Annotated in this window: 21 protein-coding genes and 1 pseudogene; 3 read left to right on the forward strand and 19 right to left on the reverse strand. The window is 29.7% G+C overall.

Translation table 11 applies throughout. The annotated features are described in order from the left end of the window. Positions 1-139: 139 nt before the first annotated feature. Together COL3_RS21210 and COL3_RS21215 are read right to left on the reverse strand one after the other, a co-directional pair. Complete coding sequence (locus COL3_RS21210) at positions 140-622, reverse strand: N-acetylmuramoyl-L-alanine amidase family protein (RefSeq protein WP_008429958.1); 483 nt, start codon at positions 620-622, stop codon at positions 140-142. A gap of 148 nt (positions 623-770) precedes the next feature. Further along, the gene (locus COL3_RS21215; protein WP_008429960.1) at positions 771-1,016 is read right to left on the reverse strand and encodes a 4-oxalocrotonate tautomerase family protein; all 246 of its coding nucleotides are present in this window, start codon (positions 1,014-1,016) and stop codon (positions 771-773) included. Between the two features lie 187 nt (positions 1,017-1,203). On the opposite strand from COL3_RS21215, the gene COL3_RS21220 reads away from it, so the two are divergent. Then, positions 1,204-1,611, forward strand: a complete 408-nt coding sequence (locus tag COL3_RS21220; protein ID WP_008429962.1) for a secondary thiamine-phosphate synthase enzyme YjbQ — start codon at positions 1,204-1,206, stop codon at positions 1,609-1,611. Between the two features lie 208 nt (positions 1,612-1,819). On the opposite strand, the gene COL3_RS21225 is transcribed toward COL3_RS21220, so the two are convergent. The 6 genes from COL3_RS21225 to COL3_RS21250 form a co-directional block, all read right to left on the reverse strand. Beyond that, on the reverse strand, positions 1,820-2,023 hold the full coding sequence (locus COL3_RS21225) for a heavy metal-associated domain-containing protein (RefSeq protein ID WP_008429964.1): 204 nt from the start codon (positions 2,021-2,023) through the stop codon (positions 1,820-1,822). An 87-nt stretch (positions 2,024-2,110) separates the two neighbouring features. Beyond that, positions 2,111-2,791: a GTP pyrophosphokinase family protein gene (locus COL3_RS21230; RefSeq protein ID WP_008429966.1), complete on the reverse strand. Its 681-nt coding sequence runs from the start codon at positions 2,789-2,791 to the stop codon at positions 2,111-2,113. 115 nt (positions 2,792-2,906) lie between these two features. Continuing rightward, positions 2,907-3,434, reverse strand: coding sequence for a 3D domain-containing protein (locus COL3_RS21235; RefSeq protein WP_008429968.1), 528 nt, complete (start codon positions 3,432-3,434; stop codon positions 2,907-2,909). Positions 3,435-3,624: 190 nt separating this feature from the next. Further along, positions 3,625-4,401 carry an endonuclease/exonuclease/phosphatase family protein gene (locus COL3_RS21240; protein WP_008429970.1) on the reverse strand — a complete coding sequence of 259 codons (777 nt, stop codon included), beginning with the start codon at positions 4,399-4,401 and terminating at the stop codon, positions 3,625-3,627. A gap of 153 nt (positions 4,402-4,554) precedes the next feature. Continuing rightward, a complete protein-coding gene (gene alr / locus COL3_RS21245) occupies positions 4,555-5,727 on the reverse strand; it encodes an alanine racemase (protein WP_008429972.1) in 1,173 nt (390 codons plus the stop codon). Between the two features lie 138 nt (positions 5,728-5,865). Next, positions 5,866-6,519: an HAD family hydrolase gene (locus COL3_RS21250; protein WP_008429973.1), complete on the reverse strand. Its 654-nt coding sequence runs from the start codon at positions 6,517-6,519 to the stop codon at positions 5,866-5,868. 232 nt (positions 6,520-6,751) lie between these two features. Between COL3_RS21250 and COL3_RS21255 the strand changes: the two genes are divergently transcribed. After that, positions 6,752-7,297 carry an NADH peroxidase gene (locus COL3_RS21255; protein ID WP_008429976.1) on the forward strand — a complete coding sequence of 182 codons (546 nt, stop codon included), beginning with the start codon at positions 6,752-6,754 and terminating at the stop codon, positions 7,295-7,297. A gap of 39 nt (positions 7,298-7,336) precedes the next feature. Further along, on the forward strand, positions 7,337-7,657 hold the full coding sequence (locus COL3_RS21260) for a DUF1540 domain-containing protein (protein ID WP_008429978.1): 321 nt from the start codon (positions 7,337-7,339) through the stop codon (positions 7,655-7,657). A 118-nt stretch (positions 7,658-7,775) separates the two neighbouring features. Here the strand turns inward: COL3_RS21260 and COL3_RS21265 are convergent, their stop codons facing one another. The 11 genes and pseudogenes from COL3_RS21265 to COL3_RS28935 all read right to left on the reverse strand — a co-directional run. Continuing rightward, the gene (locus COL3_RS21265) at positions 7,776-8,213 is read right to left on the reverse strand and encodes a GNAT family N-acetyltransferase (RefSeq protein WP_035284644.1); all 438 of its coding nucleotides are present in this window, start codon (positions 8,211-8,213) and stop codon (positions 7,776-7,778) included. Positions 8,214-8,319: 106 nt separating this feature from the next. Continuing rightward, positions 8,320-9,441, reverse strand: a complete 1,122-nt coding sequence (locus COL3_RS21270) for a hypothetical protein (protein WP_099716714.1) — start codon at positions 9,439-9,441, stop codon at positions 8,320-8,322. Positions 9,442-9,579: 138 nt separating this feature from the next. Continuing rightward, complete coding sequence (locus tag COL3_RS21275) at positions 9,580-10,071, reverse strand: HD domain-containing protein (protein ID WP_008429984.1); 492 nt, start codon at positions 10,069-10,071, stop codon at positions 9,580-9,582. A 264-nt stretch (positions 10,072-10,335) separates the two neighbouring features. Then, the gene (locus COL3_RS21280; protein WP_008429986.1) at positions 10,336-11,430 is read right to left on the reverse strand and encodes a DegT/DnrJ/EryC1/StrS family aminotransferase; all 1,095 of its coding nucleotides are present in this window, start codon (positions 11,428-11,430) and stop codon (positions 10,336-10,338) included. Between the two features lie 12 nt (positions 11,431-11,442). Continuing rightward, positions 11,443-11,850: an FdtA/QdtA family cupin domain-containing protein gene (locus COL3_RS21285; RefSeq protein ID WP_008429988.1), complete on the reverse strand. Its 408-nt coding sequence runs from the start codon at positions 11,848-11,850 to the stop codon at positions 11,443-11,445. Between the two features lie 22 nt (positions 11,851-11,872). Further along, on the reverse strand, positions 11,873-12,997 hold the full coding sequence (locus tag COL3_RS21290) for a glycosyltransferase 61 family protein (protein WP_008429990.1): 1,125 nt from the start codon (positions 12,995-12,997) through the stop codon (positions 11,873-11,875). A 39-nt stretch (positions 12,998-13,036) separates the two neighbouring features. Continuing rightward, a complete protein-coding gene (locus COL3_RS21295) occupies positions 13,037-13,834 on the reverse strand; it encodes an N-acetyltransferase (protein ID WP_008429992.1) in 798 nt (265 codons plus the stop codon). An 8-nt stretch (positions 13,835-13,842) separates the two neighbouring features. Beyond that, entirely contained in the window at positions 13,843-14,634 is a 792-nt protein-coding gene (locus tag COL3_RS21300; RefSeq protein ID WP_008429994.1) for a glycosyltransferase, read from the reverse strand. 159 nt (positions 14,635-14,793) lie between these two features. Then, entirely contained in the window at positions 14,794-16,392 is a 1,599-nt protein-coding gene (locus tag COL3_RS21305) for a glycosyltransferase (protein ID WP_099716715.1), read from the reverse strand. 510 nt (positions 16,393-16,902) lie between these two features. Continuing rightward, positions 16,903-17,980: pseudogene (locus tag COL3_RS21310) on the reverse strand (glycosyltransferase). Between the two features lie 193 nt (positions 17,981-18,173). Then, the coding region (locus COL3_RS28935) for a hypothetical protein (RefSeq protein ID WP_207655452.1) at positions 18,174-18,993 on the reverse strand (820 nt) is incomplete at its 5' end.

The following is an 18,993-nucleotide window of genomic DNA, read 5'->3' on the forward strand; positions in this document are numbered from 1 at the left end:
AAGTAGATTGGCCTCATAGCAGGCCTATTAGGGCAATCTGCTGACACAGTATGATGAAAAATAGGCTTGGCAGATGGACTTGTTATTTTTTGATTGTGCCTAAATACCTAATTTTATTAAAAAACAATATTTTAACTAATCATTTTCTACTTATACACGAGCCTTCTCTCCAAGCTCCATCAGGTCCTAAATAATAGGAACCAATATAAACATCTTTGACCATTACTCCGGAAGTGTTTAGATAATATAAATTACCATTATACTCAAGCCATCCTGTTATCATTTCGCCTGAAGTATTTAAATAGTACCATTTACCTCTATCTTCAATCCATCCTGTTATCATTCTTCCAGTACTTGGATCTAGATAATACCATTTTCCTTCGCTTTTAATCCAACCAGTTTTTATCCTTCCGTTATCATCTAAGTAGTACCAGTTTCCATTATTTCGGCACCAGCCAGTTTGTATTGATGGTCCGCTGTAATAACGCCAGCTATTATCGCTATACACCCATCCATTAGATTCCCCACTGGCTTTTATTTCATTTATTATCCCAAAGCTTACAACTGCAGTAAATATAGATATGGATAATAGCACCTTTTTAAATAAATTTCTTTTTATCACTTTATCATCCCTTCTATCTTATAAAATTAATACTCTACATTATTCTTATTAACATAATTTACAAAATAGAATTGAATAATTGTAATAAAAAAGAACGTAGTATTTATTTTCTACGCTCTCATTTATTATTTCGTTACCATGATATTACCTACTTTAATTCATCCTCACTTGGCTTATACCCAGGTTTTTTATATATTTTCTCATAATTATCAAGGATATCTTTTTTATAAACTTCCTTTGCCCAATCCTCACTTGGAATTTCCTCAATTGCAACTGAAATACTACTTTCATTTGATTGTAAACTTTCAGAAACCGCAGCTGTAATATTCTTAGCGAGATTTATCTTTTGCTCCTCACTTCTACCTGGATAAAGTTTTACAATAATATGTGGCATTATATTACTTCCCTTCTACTAACAATATATTACATAATAACATATTTCATAAGAATGATTCAAATTTCGCCCTACAATTGTAAAGTATTCTAAAATGATAGTTAAAATTCAAATAAATATATTTATATATATCCTCATTTGTTTTATTATTATACTATAGTTCAAAATATTGTTAAGGAGGCTTTTTATGTCTAATTTGTTTAAACACTCTATTTCAATTAATCCAAGGCAAGCTATGATGAAAATAACTTCTTATGTTAAAGAAGATATCAAGGTTAGTGATATAAAAAATGGAATTGTAGTAGTATACTGTCCTCATACTACTGCTGGAATTACTACAAATGAAAATGCTGATCCTGATGTTGTTCATGATCTAATTTATGGGTTTGAAAAAGTTTTTCCATCTACTGATTCAAATTATAAGCATTTTGAGGGCAACTCACATGCCCATTTAAAATCCTCTACTGTGGGAGCTTCCCAAACATTTATTTTAAATAATGGAAATTTACTTTTAGGCAGATGGCAGGATATATATTTCTGTGAGTTTGATGGGCCAAGAGATAGGATGTTTTATGTAAAAATATTAGAAGGATAATATTAGCGATACTTAATAAAAATTTAATTATCATCTTAAGATAGTATTATTTGAAAATCAAAGATAAGAGTAAATATATTAAAAGTTATAAATTATAAGTGATAAGTTAAGGATGAAATCATTAACGTGATTTCTATAAAATAATTTTTAGAAAAGCCTCGGGGCTTTTCTTCCTAAACTTATCACTTATATCTTTTAACTTATAAACTTATTGAATATGGTGCCCTGTATTTTCAATACAGTTTCTTATTTCCTCTGGGGTAGCAGGAGTGTTATAAATTACTTCAACGCTTCCACGAGCAAGATCAACACAAACTTTATCTACACCTTCAATTTTTTCCAATGCATTTTTTACTTGTGTTTTCATATTTTCGTTTGCTAATCCATCTACAATATAGTGTTCTCTTTCCATACATACTACTCTCCTTTAATAAAAATCACAAGTATAGTATGTTCAAAATCACTTTATTATATTTAATCATTTTTACACCTATTCAATTTACCTTAATTTTTCTACTTCTTTTTGTATATCCTGCATTCTCATATCAGTTGATGCTATGAGGTCTGCACATTCTTTTAAATCTTTTGTAATATGTATTGGTCCTTCTCCAAAAGTCTTATAATATAATTTGTGTTCAAGACTTGCCCAAAAATCCATAGCGATTGTTCTAATTTGCACTTCTACCCTAACTTGTTCTACATTATCTGAAAAAAATATAGGAACTTCTATAACTAAATGAAGACTTCTGTAACCATTAGGTTTTGGATCTTTTATATAGTCCTTTTCTTCAATTAATGTTATATCATCTTGCCTTATAAGCATTTTTGCAATGTCATATATGTCACCGACAAAAGAACATATCACCCGTATGCCTGCAATATCGTTTAAATTCTTTTTGGCTGACTCAATGCTCATTTCAAAGCCTTTGCGCCTAAGCTTCTCCATAATGCTTCCTGGTGTTTTAACTCTTGATTTCATATATTCAATTGGATTTCTCTTTCTCTTAATCTTTAGTTCGTCATCTAGTATATCTAATTTAGTTTTAACTTCCTTTATAGCCGAACGGTAAATAAGTAGTGTTTCATTCATTTCTTCTATCTTTTCTTCAACAAATTCTGGTGATACATTCATATCCCGACTTCCTAAAAATACTGGTTCATGTTCTTTTGACTGACTCATAAGATCCTTATCCCCCTTAATAATCAAAAGACTTCTTTCAAAGTTTATGTTCTACTAAGCTTTATTTATTAATACTAACATCATTTTAATTGAATACCTAAAAAACTTCAAGTTACTATTGGTTTAGTAAATAAGCTACGGTCTCTTTTCTTCCAAATTCCTTCACCTGATCATGAGTTGGCAGCCAAACATCTATTATATGGGTACCATCACTTTTAACTACTACTGCTCCGCCCCTGTCTTCAACATTAAATACTCCATCTTCCTTGTAATCCTTTAGCTCTGGAATAACAATTTTACTTCCTAAAGGAATATCTTTAGGCGCAGCAACAACACCTATTCTAGTATGGGTCTGCATCGCAGTTTCAGAACCCCAAGCTTCTGAGCATATAGGGCAATTACAGTAAGCAGTTAATTCCACTTTAATGGGTCTGGGTACTTTTTCATTATTTGTAAATGTTTTTTCGATGGCTGGAGCAGCACTTAATACTTTTTCCTGCTTAATGCTTGAATCTTTATTTTTTTGCTCTACTGAATTACTAGCATTATCACTCAAAATAAATTTATAATAACCGGACACTCCACCTAAAACTATTGCTATACATACGTATATTGCACACACGTACTTTTCTAATCTGGACAATAAACCATTCCCCTCTATTTACCATATAATCTATTTTTCTGCTTTTATTGCTATATAAATCAACACTTTTACAATATATACTATTATATTATATTTTTTCTTTATTATAAAGTTATATTCATATACATAGGCAACCCAATTAACTTTCTAAAATAGATACTGATTTTTAGAGTTAAATTTTTGAGATTGATTATTTTATTTTTATTTCTGCCATTAAAGGGTAGTGGTCTGATGGATATTTTCCATTAATATTATATTTAATTATTTCTACATTCATTACTTCTATTTCTTTTGATACAAAGATGTAATCAATATGAACTCCATTTTGTGTTCTTTTAAACTTATCTCTCGTAGCCTCTTTATATAAAGTTTTATTTTTATCTTGTACTGGCACTAATTTTTCCTTTGATAATTTTCCTTCCGTAAAACTTCTTATTAGCTCACTGTCTGGTGTATCATTAAAATCTCCCATAAGTATAATGGGAAGTTCTTCTCTTTCCTGCTCTTTATCTATAACCTCCATAAGTTTTTTTAATCCATATTCTCTTGTTTTTGAAAAAAGATTATCTAAATGAGTGTTACAAATTCTAATTTTTTTACCATTATTATCTTTTACTACAGCCGTTGTACAAATTCTAGGAACATAGGAATACCAAACCTTACTTCCAACTTTATAAGGAGTCTCAGACAGCCAGAAAGTTTTATGCTCCTGGATAGTATATTTTTTTGAGAGCAAAAGATTATTTCTTTCAGAAGAAATCCTTTTGCATCTTGGCTCTCCAATTATTTCATATCCTTTTACATTCTCTTTTAAATCAAAAAACATATTATCCTTAACTTCTTGTGTCCCGATAACATCACACTTATACTCATTCATAACATAATAAACCATACTCTTTCGATTATCCCATCTATCGTCAAAATCCCTTGGCGTGTCACACCTTAAGTTAAATGTCATTACCCTCATCAAAATAACATCCTTTCAAATTCATTCTTTGAATTTTGTGCCTTATACTAAAATTATACTATTCTCAATATGAAATTCAATTTAAAATAAACTTAGAGGTATATCTAACAGCTGTTGATATACCCCTAAGTATAATATTTAAAATTTATTTGACTATTCATAAAAGTAATGCTTAGGCACTCTTTCAGTGATTCTTTGAAATTGTTCGTCCATATAAGCCTTCATATTATGACATGCATCTTCCCAGCTAATAGTTTCTTCTTCCTGTTTACCAACAATAACTACTTCATCAAATTCTTTTACCTTATCCTTTATATCTGTAATATCCACAAGAATTCCATCCATAAAATAATTTACAACAGGAACTCTTTTCCCTGAAATTAATACTTCCTTCCATCCACGTGATATTCCATCACCATAGCCCATTCCAACCACTGCAGCAATGCTGTTTCTTTTTGCAACAAAATCATCTCCATATCCACCAGATTCTCCTGCCTTTATTTTATCAATTTTTAAAATCCTGCTTTTTAAAGACATTATAGGTTTTACTCCCTTTGGAAGTAACTTTTCATTTGCTTTATGCTCAAGTCCATATAGTATAAGACCACATCGCACCATATCATAATGTGACTCTGGATACATTAATATTCCCGCTGAACCTGCTGCATGTGCTATTGGCGGGCGTAAATTCACTTCTTCAAGATCCTTTAATACTTTATTAAACTTAGTCAATTGATCATATGTAAACTGCTCATTATATTCTGGATCTTTAAAATGTGTATAAATACCTTCAATTTCTATATTAAGGTATTTTTCATGAATTATATGAATAAATCTAACAACATCATTTACCTCTAATCCATATCTATTTAATCCTGTATTAACTTTAACATGTACTTTAACTTTTTTATTCATTTTTGCTCCTTCACTGTCTAAAGCAGCAATTATTCTTTCATTATCTACCATTACAATAATATCATGTCTTACTATCCATGGACTTTGTGATGGCATTAATGGAGCTAATATTATAACTGGCACTTTTATTTTAGATTCCTTTAATGCTACAGCCTCTGTCAGTCTAACAACACCAATTGCATCACATTTACATTTTTCTAATTCCTTCGCTATTGGAACTAACCCATGCCCATATGCATCACCTTTGACAACTGCCATAAATTTTGTACCTGGTTTTAGCTTATTCTTTATAATATTTATATTTTCACTTAATTGAGTTAAGTTAATATCAGCTCTACTTATTTCCTCAATAACACTTTCAGACGATTTACCTTCTGCAATACTAATAAATTCTTTTTCTATTGTTTTCATATACATCCTCTTCGACTTCCATAATATAATTATTATATTTAAAATCCTCTTATCTACAATTAGTATTATAATTCAATAGAAAAATATTATTCTAAAATTCAAATGGTGCGCTATTTAATTCAAATTTCAATCGTATACCTAAACAAGGATATTTATTAACTCATCAACGCTTTTTACTATTTGATCTGCTCTTGCCTGAGTTAATTCAATTACATCTCCGTAACCATAAAGAACACCTATGCACTTAATGTTATTTTCCTTTGCACCAATAATATCATGTTCTCTGTCACCTATCATAACAGCCTTTGATAAATCTGATACTCCTGCCTCTTTTAAGGCATAACTTATAACATCACCTTTATTTACTCTTGTTTCTTCAAAATCAGCTCCAGCTGCGAAGGTAAAATAGTGTTCTATTTTAAAGTATCTTAATATTTCTTTTGCATATACTTCTGGTTTTGACGTGGCAAGTATTATTTTCTTATTGTTTTTCTTTAGTACTTCTAGAACTTCCACTATTCCATCATATAAACTATTTTCATATATGCCTTTATCAGCAAAGTATTCCCTATACTTTTTAAGCCCAAGTTCAGCTTTCTCATCATCAAAATTATAAAACTTCTTAAATGAATCCTTTAATGGTGGACCAATAAATTTATTTAAATCCTTAAGATTATCTACAACAATTCCAAAAGATTTTAATGCATATTGAACTGATTTAGTTATCCCTTCTCCCGAATCAGTAAGCGTTCCGTCTAGATCAAATAATATATATTCAAAATTATTATTCAAGTAAAAATTCCTCCCTCTCTCTGAGTGTTATATTGTTCAGTAAATTATACCATATTATTCTCCTAAAAATAAATTTTGAAATTAAGTCAATATTTAATCTTATTTTTAAAGCCTTAAATAACTATTTTTTCTATAGAGTAAAATATTAATAATTTAAATTTAAATGGTAATACTATTTTTTAGGTTATTATTATACCTAAAATTACAATAATAGTTTATGGAGGAATTTTAAATGAAGAGATTTGTTTGTACTATTTGTGGCTATATCCATGAAGGTGACACCCCACCAGATTTTTGTCCTATCTGTAAAGCAGGGGCCGATAAATTTAAAGAAATGTCAGATTCATTAAACTTTGCAGATGAACATAGAATTGGTGTTGCCAAAGATGTTAGTGATGAATTATTAGATGGTTTAAGAGCTAATTTTATTGGTGAATGTACTGAAGTTGGAATGTACCTTGCAATGTCTCGTCAAGCTGATCGTGAAGGTTATCCTGAAGTAGCTGAAGCTTATAAGAGAATTGCTTATGAAGAAGCAGATCACGCTTCTAGATTTGCAGAACTCTTAGGGGAAGTAGTCGTTCCTGATACTAAGTCTAATTTAAGTGCTAGAGTTGAAGCTGAATATGGTGCTTGTGAAGGTAAAAAGAAACTTGCAACCTTAGCTAAAGAACATAATTTAGATGCTATACATGACACAGTTCATGAAATGTGTAAAGATGAAGCTAGACATGGTAAAGCATTTAAGGGCTTACTTGATAGATACTTTAGTAAATAATATTTTAAATTTAGATTTAATTAAAGGAGTGTGTTTTTTGTGGAAAGAATTAATTGTGATGTAATAAATTGTTCACATAATAAAACTGGAGTTTGCTATTCAAATAGAGTTGATATTGGAGGGATGTCTGCAAGCAGCGAACGTAGTACTTGTTGTGGATCATTTTTAGATGAAGCCCATTATGGCGATTTAACTAATAATACTAATGCAAATGGACAATGTGATGCTCTAACTTGTAACGTTGGAACTTGTACTCATAACTATAATAAACTTTGTAAACTAGATTCTATCAATGTTTCAGGAGATGGAGCTCAAATATATTCCGAAACTAGATGTTCTAGTTTTGATTCTAAATATTAAAGTAAAATTATATTCTATATATTTAATATTTCAATGTTTTACTTAAATATTCTTCAGAATATAATCATAAATATTCTGAAGAATATCACCTATAAAAAAGTACAACAGAATAATATTATTAAATATCTTTTCCCATCAATATCATATCATCAAAAATTTTAAATCCATGCTTTTTATAAAAACCTTCTGTTTGATTAGATTTTAAGGTAAGTAGAATAATTCTATTTATGCCTTTAATTCTTAACCTTGCCATAAATTCATCTAAAAGTTCAGATCCTATTCCACTACCCTTTATTCTTGAATCCACACAAAATTCTTTAATTTGAAAAAGCATTGCATCATAATAATACTCATGGTTACCAAGTATCATTCCAACCATCCTATCTTCTTCATATGCAACTAAACCATAAAAGCCTTCACAATTTATCATTTGAGATATACGCTTTGACGCACTTTCAATTGTCCATTTATCATTCCATGGTTCAGAATTAAATGAATTTACATAAATCTCAGATATTTCTTTAATGTGTTCCATCGTTAGTTCTTGATATTTAATCACTATCTCACCTCATTTTTCTATAAAATTAATATTAACTAACGTAAATACCCTTAAGATTGTATACTTAAGGGTTGATTTAGATTCTATCATTCAAATTCTAATCTTATAAATTAATATTATTTATATACTCTGAAACTTTAATTGCGCCACTTTTGTCTAAATGATCCATGTCTACAAAATCTTTGTCCTCAAATATATCACAATTATTTAAATCAATAAATCTAATTTCTCCATTAATTGAATTTAAAGCCGACATATAAGTTTCTTTATATTCCTTCAATAAATATTTTTTATAAAATTCCGTATTGGGAAATGCCAATAAATAAACTCTAACATTTCTTTCATTGCAAAAAGTTGTAAAAGAATTAAGAATCTTAATATTTTCTTTATATGAATCTATATATCTAATTGCTTTATTGTGTGAATTTGCTCTCTCGTATGCAGCTTCTTCTTGCAAAGTATCACTTAATTCATACCATTTAGTATCGGGTATTCCCCTAATGACCACTCTTGATTTGAATCTATCTTTTGTACCCGTGAAATATTTACCATTAAATTCTTCAAATAACTCCTTGCAACAAATTTCAGTTATCTGTTCCATATCAAATATTTCGTGCTCAAATAAAACTGGTATTTCACTTTTTAATAGTTCCTGGCAATTATGCTTATCTCTAAAGATTGGATAATAAATATCTGTTAACCGCATTAATTCCCCTCCTTGGGTAAGAGATAAATCACTATAAAACGTATAATACCCTGTTCCTATAAAGATTTTTTTTATATTACTGTTTTGATTAATAACATGTCGACCTATTAAACATGCATAATAGATATCTTGGGAAGCTAATGCTAAATTAACACATGGAGTATTAAGTTCACTTTCTTCAATTCCAAATAAGGCATATGATGAACCTACAGCAATTGCTTCAATTTCAGGTTTTAGTGCTCTTTCTAAAGAATATTTCAGATGATAAAAATCATAATTTGCAGCATACCTATCTCGCGAATAAATATGAACGTCCTCGTATATTTTTTCCCATATAAAAGCATTAGGTACTTTTTTAATTAGTTCCTCATAGTCGGGATCTTTATTAGATATTATTAATAAATCATCACTTTTTAATTCCTCAGTACATTTGATTCCCATTATATTAACATTACTTTTTACGAACTTGTTTAATAACTCCAAATAATCAAATCTTTTTTCTATATAACATAAATTCATATATATCATTCCCTTAATTATTCTTTAATAAGTTTCATTTCATAATATGAATCTATTTCTCATTAGTTGTAACAGTTTTTATAATTATCTCGTTATTTGAATTTTAAGGAAACTTTAATACCTTTAATTATTTACGTCTTACAAATACAAATTAACTAAAAACTCTGTTCCTGCCTTTGTTTTAAAATATTTTTCCTTAATGCTTTCAATTTGCGGAATTTTAATTTCATCTTCATAAATATTAACTAAAAAATCAGCTTCAATTAATATTTGATAATCTATTCCATCAATTTTACTATATGTATGATGATGTCCAATTAAATAGCAGACTCTATTAATAAATTTCTCATCAAATTTTAATTTTGAAAGCATTTCCTTTGCTACTGACGGTCCCTCAATTTCTTGATAATTACCTGCAGAAGAATTATATTTTTCCTCACTTATCTTTATTCCTATATCATGCATTACAGCTGTTACTTCCAAAATATTTTGTGTATCTTCATCTAAATTTTCTAATTCCCCAATTGCTTTAGCAAAAGAATATACCTTTAAAAAATGATTTACTCTTCTTGGATCCTTGGCATAATACTTTATCATTTCATCTACAATTACACTTATTTTTTCTTTCATAATTTTTAGCTAGGTATACTTATTTTAAGTACTTCCTAAGCTAAATTCACCTTCCTTTCAAGCTTATTTATCTTATTATACTAATTCTTAATAATTATTAATATATACCTTCTAAGAAACATTGCTTTAATTACTGTTTATTTATAAAGTAATTGAAATAACTAAAACTATCAATATAAATTTAAAAAAGCATTTTCTTAATTTTGAGAAAATGCTTTTTTATAAACTTTTAAAATAAAACCTATACTTTGAATATAGACAACATTACCACTTATTTAATACCTTGATTATATAATCAATTTCTTCATCCTTCATTCCATACCATATTGGTATACTCAGTACAGTTTTTGATATAGTTTCAGCCAGTGGAAAATCACCAATTTTATATTCTAGTTCCTTATATGCTTTTTGCAAATGAATTGGCACTGGATAATGAACTAGAGTATCAATTCCATTATCTTTCAAATGACTTTCAAGCTTATTTCTATATTCTGTTCTTATTGCAAACACATGCCATATAGATTCACTTACTGAAGTTATATATGGAAGAATTATTTTACTATTATTAATTCCTTCAAGATATAGCTTGGCAATCCTTTGCCTATCGGCATTCCATTTATCAAGATATTTAAGTTTTACTCTTAAGAATTCAGCTTGTATTTCATCCAATCTCGAATTAACACCTTTATACTCATTATAATATTTAATTTTTGAACCATAATTTCTTATAGCTCGTACCTTTTCTGCTAAAACACTGTCGCTAGTTAATATAGCTCCACCATCTCCTAATGCCCCCAAATTTTTTCCAGGGTAAAAGCTAAAACCTGCTGCATCTCCAAGACTTCCCGTTCTTTTTCCATTATATATCGCACCATGAGCTTGTGCTGCATCTTCTATGAGCTTTAGATTATATTTTTCACATAATGGCTTTATTTTATCAGTTTCCGCTGGACGACCATACAAGTGTACGGCAATAATTGCTTTTGTTTTTTTAGTAATAGCTTTCTCAATTTTGCTTATATCTATATTAAAGGTTTTAATATCGGGCTCCACAAAGATAACTTTAGCGCCAACATATGAAACTGCGAGTGAAGTAGCAATATAAGTGTTAGATGGCACAATAACTTCATCACCTTCTCCAATATCATATCCTCTTAAGATAATGGAAAGTGCGTCTAAACCGTTGCCACAACTTATACAATAATCTGTGCCACAATATTTGGAGAATTTTGCTTCAAAAGCCTCAACACTTGGACCTAAAATAAACCAATGGTTATCATATAGTTTTTCAAATGCATCTAAAATCTCATTTCTTATTTCAGTATGCATTGGTTCGAAATTTAAAAATGGTATTTTCATCAAAATCCCTTCCTAATATCTGTTACATGCTTCTTGCATATAAAAGTCTATATTTCTTATATAATCATTTTCGTTATAATAGTCAGAAGCAAGTACTAAAAGAACGGCACCCTCGCTAAAATCATACATTTCTCTCCAAATGTAAGGGCCGATATATAGTCCTACTGATGAATTATCTAATATAAATTCAGTTTCTTCTTTGGGAGTTTTAACCTTTATTTTTACAGAACCATTAACACATATGAGCACTTGATGAAGTTTTCTGTGAGCATGAAACCCCCGTGTTATATTTTGCGGTACTTTAGTAATATAATAAATTCGTTTTATATCAAAAGGAACATCAACAAGTTCTTCTATAGGTGTTAAATCACCATATTTACCATTTATATTTAAAAATTTTAACAAGGAACAATTATACATGTTGCCTCCTTTGTGAATAGTGCTAAAAATTTCCTAAAAACTTTCTTAAATAATTTTCATCTAATTCAAATGGGCGCTGATAATATATAAGATACGGATTATAATGAAATTTTGCATCTAAATAATAGCATTCTTGCCCCAATACACCAGCAATATTTGAATAGCAGGAGAGTTGTACTTCTTTAGGTGCAATACATATAATTTTTGCATTTTTATTAGCAAATAAAATATTAGTGAATCCAGCACCACTTGCGCCAGCAATAAATTCAGCTTCGGAAAAAGTCTTTAATTGATCTTTAAAAGACATTTCTTCTGGGCAAATTAATTCATAGCCATATTCAATAAAAATTTGTTGAATTTTTTGATCATTTACTAATCTATGATTCCAGCAATTTTTTCTAGAAATAAATAATTTCCTAGAAATATTAGAATTAATAGATAATTTATCATGAAGCAAATTTACAGCTAAATCAGTCATAATGTAATCTTCATATCTTAATAAGGCATCGGTTCGTAGATTTATAGGTTGAATGATTAATTCTGATACATATATTAACTTTTTTACATTATAACAATGACCTTCTTTTAGAGAAATTATTTTTCTGCCATGAGTATTTAGCATTTCCAATTCATCCTTGAAGGATTGGGTTAAAATGCATCTTTCGTCTACTAATATTGGAACATTATTATATTCTTCTATTTCATTAATCAGACATAATTTTGATAATAATTCCACATTAAAGTGAAAATAATTAAAAGAAGCATTTGATATAAGCATTATTCCTTCTTCAATTATCTCATTTGATTTTTCATAATTAACGACAGTAACATTTTTATCAACATAAGTTACATGATGGATTGCTAAATCAAATCTATTTTCCTCGTCCATCAATGGTAAATCATAAATACAATTATCATCTTCATCAAAAATTATACTACATCCCCCAACTAAGTCTACATTATATAATTCAGCTATATAAAGTTCGGGACAATTAACATATATATAATTGTCAGCTTTAGGATTACCACTATAATTTGGTATATAATTTTTTTGAGAATGACCTTCTTGTAGAACAGAATATTTGAAATTATGAGCATTACAATATTTTTTACATGAAATGTTATTTAATTTTCTTTCAATACTCATTTGCTTATTCTCCTATTGCAAAATATACACAATGTACGTTTATTTTAAAGCCTCACTTTTTAACCATTGCTCATAGCCCAATTCCTCCCAAGGCATTCCTCTAGAAAATGTATATTTCCAGGGATAAACTTGCGCTCCAGTCTGTTTATTTTTCACATCTTGTATTGGAAAAGTTTTCTTTATAGGATTTCCAACTACTAAAGTTTCCTTTTCAACATTTTTATTTACTACACTTCCGGCTCCAACCAATGAATCCTCACCAATATTCACTCCAGGCAGAATTATACTACCAGTAGCAATTACTGCATAAGATTCTACGGTAACTCCTATCAAACTCTCTGATGGAGGAGTAGGATCATTAGTTAAAACCACATAAGGAAAAATCCAAACATAATCTTTTATTACACTTTTCTGGCCTATGTGCACATTACTATGAAGATTAACATAGTTTCCTATAATACATTTTCCTTGTATATCTGATAAAGTTCCAATTCTCACGTTATCTCCTAAAGTAGAACCTTCTCTTATAGTTACTCTATGACCTGTCTGAAAATTATTACCTATAGTTGTATCACCATAGATGATTGTTTCACTTCTAATTAACGCATTTTCTCCAATAATTAAAGGATGTGGCTTATTTATCTTGTCAGAATAAAAATCCATTAAATATTCGCCAAGAATACATCGTGCTCCTATAAAACTTCCTTTTTTTATATGAACATTGTCTTTTATTATTGCTCCATAATCTATAAAACAATTTTCTTCTATTACTACATTATTGCCGATAATAACATTATCCTTTATTTGCACGGTTTCAGCTATTTTGTTGTTATTCATTAGACCCCTCACTCCTTGTAAATAACATCTTTAATCGAAGCTATATAAGGGAATATTTCTCTATTTTTAACTAATTCCAAATCATCATTATACATTTTATCAACTTTAGTATCTCTATTACTTGTTGAGATACCTCCTTTTCTGTGTTTAACAATAAATCGATCTATATAACCAACACTGCATCCATTTCTTGTCAAGTATAACCATCTTGGATAATCTTCTATTAATCTATAATTTTCATCATACATACCATATCTGTCTATAAGTTCTCGTTTGTAAGACACTCCAGCGCCAGGTATAAAATTACCTCCACATAATTTTTTGTAACAATCAATAGGATTTCCATAAACATATTTAATATATTCCCATACAGGAGTTGTTAATAAGCATCCCCTTAGTTGTTCATCATATTGAGCTACATGCCCAGCTGCTACTAGATAATTTGTTTTTGAATAAAAGTCTACTATGCTGCTAATAACCCCACTATCAAAAATGACATCATCACAAGCAAGGTTAATAAAATAATTTCCTGTTGCTAAACTGATTGCATTATTCAAATTTTTAACTGTTCCTAAATTGCTATGATTTTGATTAATCACATAATTAACCAAATTTTCTTTTTTGTTAGATTCTATATATTGTTCTATTTCATCTTTTCTAAAATTACTTGAAAAATCATCGCTTATAATAATTTCAATGTATGGATAACTCTGTTCTAAAATTGAATTTAGACATTCCTCCATATACTGTAAATTATTATGTGATAGTACTAGTATACTAACTAGATCACTATTATTCATAATTAACCTCCAATTAAAGGGTCTTAATAGCAATAAAATGTCTTAATATTATCCTATGCAAAAATTGAAAATTTGTACTTATACATAATAGTTTCTCCAGTAAAAACGCATAGTTGAATTTGTATTAACAAAAATCTATATGATTGTCTTTCTTTTAAGTTATTCTAATAGTAGATTTATAAATTTATTGTAGCAATTCATATATTCTTCTCTAAGCTTCATTATTTCCGGATTATTTTTAGAATCATTGTTATATTGATTACTTAACTTAATTAAATCGCCAGAGTACTCTTTATACCATGAAGTAAGACTTTCCAAAAGTTCTTTCCTATCTTTAATAAATATTTTATTTTCATATGAAGAAATAATCATATGAAAATAATCAATCGAAGCCCAAAGAGTCAAAGTTTCATCATAGGTATTTTGACCTTCGTGAATTCTAAATTTACTTAAGGGTTCAGAAATATATATCATGTTACCTTTTCTTAATAATTTCAACCATAAGGATATATCACTTAAACAGTATATTTCGTATTTATCATAATCAATGATCTCAAAGTCCACAGCTTTTTTTTTAAACATAGCTGTAGTTAACTCACCAATATAGTTAATCATGGAAAAAAGAAGCTTTTTTCCTGCCTCCTCTCCTGTTAAACGAATGTCGTAAGGGTATTGACAAACGGTTCTGAAATTATCTTGTAGATAATCCCCATTTTCATTAATCATTTTTCTATAACTTGTTATTAGGGAAAGTGTTTCGTCATAAAGGAAGTAATTAATCATTTTATCTATTTTGTTTAAGTTAAAAAGGTCATCATGTAATAAATAACTTATATACTCTCCAGATGATACTTCAAGGCACTTTCTTATATTAACCTTACCTTTAAGACCGGCTGGTCCTCCATTATTAAAATACTTAATATTACTGGCTTTCAACATATACTTTTTAACTAACTCGTGTACATCATTAGTAGTACTATCATCACATATAATAATTTCTGTATTTTTATAACTTTGATTTAACGCAGAATTAAGCGCCTCTTCAAGATAGCTTGTTTGATTATAAGCAGGTATCAATATACTAACTAACGGAAATATATCTTTAGAATAAGTATCTAAAAACTTATTTCTATAGTCTTCAAATCCATTTTTTGTATTAACATAGCCACAATCATGGTTACACCATGCAGTTTGCTGCTTTGGAACTACAACTTTAAATCCTTTTCGAATAAACTCAACACTTTGTGAAAGATCATAAAAATGCCATCCATCGAAAATATCATTTCTCCATGGCAAATCATATTGTGTTATCATTATAAGACCATCTATTCCTTTTACTTCTGTGTAAACATCATCAATTTCATTAAAGTTTAGCAGTTCCATAAACCCTCTGTGACTATCAAAAACCTTTCCAACCTTCCAGTGGTCTTCCCACCATATTCCTGATACCGGAATAACTTTTGCTCCAACCATGCCTATAAGCCCTATATTTTCATCACTATTAAAAATATTTAATATATCATTAATAAAATTTAGATTTTGTATATATACATCCTGATGAAGATAAACTTTGTATTTAGCGTCACTTTGCTGTATAGCTTCGTTATATGCTGAAGTCATGCTTTTAGCATCTCTTAATGCTATTATCTCAATTTCCATAGATTCAGGTACCTTAAGCTTTTTAATATATTCTAGGCTTTTTAGGTATAAATCTTCATTATTTACACAAGTGATAAAGGCTATTTTATTCTCTTTCATTTTACCTCCATTTAACAATCATTATATTTAGTAATTAACAACATTTTAAATCAATATTATTCTATGGTGAGTATTATATGATTGTTACAGAGATAATCTTAAAAATAAGTGTTATATAGACTGTTAAAAAATAATTTAAGGCACATGAAAGAAAATAACAAGTCCAAAATGTCATGATTATTTTTCATCCGGCAAGGAAGTAGATTGGCCTCATAGCGGGTCTATTAGTCCGATCTACTGATAAGCAGAGAACCGAAATCTATGATTTCGTGTGACTCGCTTACTCAGCGAGCGTATGCGAGTCGAGCTTCCCTTGATGGAAAATAGGCTTGGAAAATGGACTTGTTATTTTTTTGATTGTGCCTAACTATTATTCTAAAAAGAAAAACAGAAACTAATTACTTCTTATTAATAAGTTCCTGTTTAATGAGGATATTGTAAATTGTTATTTATATATACCTCAGCATGGAGAACACTGCACTTTAACAATAATAACAAGATATATTTGATTTAGCTAAAACCTAAACCTTGAAAGTACTTTTTATTATACAGCACGCTTGGATCAGTAGGTTTAAATTTCCCAGCCATTTCGTTATGCTCATACGCTAATTTATGCTCTCCAATCCTATCATAGCAGACACATAGCTGTAAATGAGGTAACCAAGTCCAACAAGCATCATTAAAAAATCCCCAGCTATCTTTTGGCTTTTCAAGTTTTAATGCTTCCTCATACCAAAAAATTGCTTGTTTATATTTCCCTTCAAATAAAAAGGAGAAACCGATTTTACAGCATGCTTCTGCTCTTGGAGTATCGTATTCAAAGGATTTAAAAGCATATTTTCTCGCCTCTTCTACTTTCTCCTGCGATTGATAATAATCACTTATCTTTCCACAAACTTGGATATTATCTTCAAACCACCCTTGTTTTGAGTCTAAAAACTCATTATAGTATTTTAAAGCTTCATCATGCATACTATGATCAAACAATTCATTTCCATAGTAAAGAATATCCCTTGGAGTAAACTTTACCCCTTCTTTTAATTTATTTCGAAAGATTTCCAAATTTCGCATAGTGGTATTATATTTTATTTTTTTTGTGAGTTACGGCAATTTCGCTATTGCTTATATTTCCCCAAACCTCTAAATACTCGTGAACAAAACCAATCCATTTAAAATTATTACTTCGTTTAACTAGACGATTACGTCTGTAACTTGTTGTTACATTTCCACTCTCGTCAAAACCAATATTATATTTAAATGTTACAGAGTCAATAGAAGAATCTAAAGTTTTCTTTAATTCTTTAAATTTTTCTGCATCCTCTGGTAATAAAACATCATCAGCATCTAACCAAAGAATATAATCTTTAGTAGCTTTGCTGAAAGCAAAATTTCTTGCAGCAGAAAAATCATCAATCCACTTAAAATCATAAACTTTTGTTGTGTATTTATTAACAATCTCTTTTGTTTTATCATCAGAGCCAGTATCGACAATTATTATTTCATCAACTATATCCTTAGCAGATTCTAAACAACGCCCAATAGAATCTTCTTCATTCTTAACTATCATACAAAGGCTAACAGTTATCAAAGAACCACCTTCTTTACAGTTTTACACTATATAATATGGTTGTAATATTTTTTTGATACAATGATTACTCTGTCCAATTAAAGATTACTAATAAGAATACATTTCCGAATTTTTTTAATAAAAAGAACTGCTATAAAACTAATTAAGTTTTGTAACAGCCCCCATATTGTTTAGCTTTTATTTATCTCTTATACTAATATACACTAAAGATTGAGCATAATGGTATAGCTCCATACATATTTCCTGCAACGGTACTCGTAAATTGAACCCAAAGTATTCCATTACATACTCCATATACAGTTGTAGTAGTTAAAGTACTGTTTGTATTGTTTATTGGCATAATATTTAACGAAACAGTAGTTTCAGGGAAAGTTAATCCTGCTAAAAGGGTTCTTAATGCTGATGTGAGACCAGGGTCACAACAACATTGTGGAACAGTAGAACAATCTAATGAATTTACCGGATTAACTGGGAAAGTAATTAATACAACATTACATAATGATACATACACTGTTACTGGTTGACCCATAATTGTAGTTGCTATATTTACTACATCGTTAGTAGGTTGGAATCCACTTATTACACCTGTTTGAGTAGTATTGAAAGTGACTAAAGATATATTTTGCTCAGCACTTATGCCTTGAATTGTATCTAAAGCATATTTTACTGAGTTTTTACAACAGCAATCACCAGTTGCTCCAGTTGCTCCAGTTGCTCCGGTTGGGCCAGTTGGACCTGTTGCTCCAGTTTCACCTGTTGCTCCGGTTGCCCCTGTTTCTCCAGTTACTCCAGTTACTCCTGTTGCTCCGGTTTCACCTGTTGCTCCTGTTGCTCCGGTTGCTCCTGTTACTCCGGTTGCTCCGGTTGCTCCGGTTGCTCCTGTAGCTCCAGTTGCTCCTGTAGCTCCGGTTGCTCCTGTTGCTCCTGTTGCCCCAGTTACTCCTGTTGCCCCTGTTGCTCCTGTTGCTCCTGTTGCTCCGGTTACTCCTGTTGCCCCAGTTGCTCCTGTAGCT

Origin of the sequence: Clostridium sp. LS (assembly GCF_002760435.1) — a bacterium.
Taxonomy (GTDB): Bacteria; Bacillota; Clostridia; order Clostridiales; family Clostridiaceae; genus Clostridium.